The organism is Pseudarthrobacter sp. B907 (assembly GCF_040137805.1).
GTDB lineage: Bacteria > Actinomycetota > Actinomycetes > Actinomycetales > Micrococcaceae > Arthrobacter.
Genome location: NZ_JBEEQE010000036.1, coordinates 1 through 2,236, shown reverse-complemented (window position 1 = coordinate 2,236; position 2,236 = coordinate 1). Strand labels below are relative to the sequence as shown.

Genomic DNA, 2,236 nt, shown 5'->3' with positions numbered 1-2,236 from the left:
TGCAGATGACCGTGGAGCAGCTGGGGGACCTCCGGCGGGAACGCCGGGCGGGAATTCGGGCAGCGCCCCCGCGGGCGTGTGGAAGATCCAGAGCGAGAGGGCACGGTAGGCTGCCCAGTCGCCGTCGGCTGCCCGCAGGGACGCGACTTGTGAACCGTCCGGCTGCTCGGTGGTCCGGATGACCCGCAGCGGAACCGGGGTGCTCTCCGGCAGCCGGAGCCTGACCAGTCCCGACGCCGGCAGGGTTCCGTGCGGGAACCTCACCGCCGCGCCGCCCACCGAAATGTCCAGCAGTTCACCACGGACGCCCTCCGTCTCCACCGGAGCGGTCACCTCCACCCGGTAGGCGTTGCGGCGGGAAGTAGCGAACTCGGCGGCCCGGATCCGCGCGGTGCCAAGGACCAGCACAGCCCCGGCGAGCACCAGCCAGGCCCCCGACGCGACCGTGGATCCGGGGCTGGTGCGCCAGGGCACCAGCCCGGCGAGCCCGGCCGCCGCGTAGAGGATGACCGCTGTGATGAGGACAACCATCACCACCAGGATTCGCGGCGTCCGGCCGCGGAGCCGCGAGTCTGCGGCGCCCTTGGGCGTGACCTGGAACTCGAGGACGTTGCGGGAGATCAGCCACCACAGGCAGGCCAAGCCCACCGGGACGCGGAAGATCCGCAGGGCGAAGGCCGTGGGCCAGTGGATCTCGTTGCGCATGAGCTGCTTGGAGCCCCAGAGCCGCAACGTGAACATAACGAGGAAGACGCCGGTGAAGACGAGCGGACCGGCGGTGGAGGTCTGGGCGCCGGAGAGCATGATCAGCACCGGGATCAGGAAGGCCACGAGCGTGGCGATGCCCTCCAGCCACCACAGCGTGCCGTTGAGGTACTCATGGTAGTTCCGCCACGACATCCAGCTCTTCGCCGCCCACAACTTCTCGTGCACGAGGATCTGCATCGCCCCCATGCCCCAGCGCCGGCGTTGCAGCAGGTACTGGTCCGGCGTCGCCGGCGCGAGCCCGACGGCGAGGGTCTGGTGGTGGTACACGGTCCGCCAGCCGCGCCGGATGAGTTTGAGCGTGGTGTGCATGTCCTCGGTGATGGTCTCGGTGGCCACGCCGCCCACCTCCTCCAGTGCGCTCACCCGCAACAACGACGTCGACCCGCACCAGAACGGCCCGGCGCCGGGCACGTTGCGGGACGCCATCAGCACGTTGAAGAAGGCGCCCTGTTCGCCCGTGATGCCGTCGTCGTCGAACGCGCCGCCGTTGTAGAACGACTGCGGACCCTGGATCAGGGCAATCTCGGTGTCCTCGAACCAGCCCAGGGTCGCGGTGAGGAAGGTGGGCAGCGGGACGTGGTCGCAGTCCAGGACGGCAATGATGTCGATGCCCTCGCCGCCGGCGGCCTTCTCCGCGGACATGAGGTCCAGGGCGTGGTTCATGTTGCCGGCTTTGGCGTGGTCGTGGAACTCGCGGCTGACGTACCGGGCGCCATAGGCGGCGCACATTTCTTCGACCCAGGGCCGGTCGCCGTCGTCGAGGACCCAGGTCTCATGCGCCGGGGCAAGCTCGCAGGCCGCGGCGACAGTCGGGGTCAGGACCTCGAGGGGCTCGTTATAGGTGGGGATCAGCACCGCCACCCGCATACCGTGCGGCGCCTCGGTGACGCGCGCCGGGGGATGGCTGTCGATGTTCCACACAGACCACGCCTTCAGCACGAGGCCCGCCAGCGGCAGGGCCTCGAAGGTGATCAGGATCCAGGCGATGGTCAAGTTCCACTCGCCGGCCGGCAGGGTGAACAGCACACGCCAGCTCAGGTACAGGACCAGGACGGCGATGGCCGCGACGCCCCCTACATGGGCGAGGCGCCGGGACCGGCGGGCTTCCGGCCCGGGGTGCCCCAGCCGTGCGGCCCACCCGGCTATGCCGGAGCGCGTCAAGGCGGTGGCGTCGAGTCGTGCGGGCGGCGTCGTGGCTGGTGCTGCGGCGGCCGGTTCTTCGGCCGGCGCGCTCTCGGCACGCAGCCGCAGGGCTTCACGGGGCACCTGATCTCCCTCAGCTAGATCGGTTGCTTAACGTCTGATTTTAGGGCTGGGGTGGAACGCGGAGCCGGCGGCACGGACAAACCTTACACAAAACTGCGGCAATGGACACGAAGCGCGGAACCGGCCCGGGCCCGAGGTGCACGGGCCTTTCGGTGCTGGCCGGTCGTTGCGCATACTGGAAGGCAAACCCGGGATCCAGGGA

General features: G+C 69.6%; 1 protein-coding gene. It reads right to left on the bottom strand.

Translation table 11 applies throughout. The features are described from left to right. Nucleotides 1-2,034 (bottom strand): glycosyltransferase family 2 protein (locus tag ABLI39_RS17320; protein WP_349414790.1); only part of this gene is annotated, 2,034 nt, incomplete at its 3' end. Nucleotides 2,035-2,236: the final 202 nt, after the last annotated feature.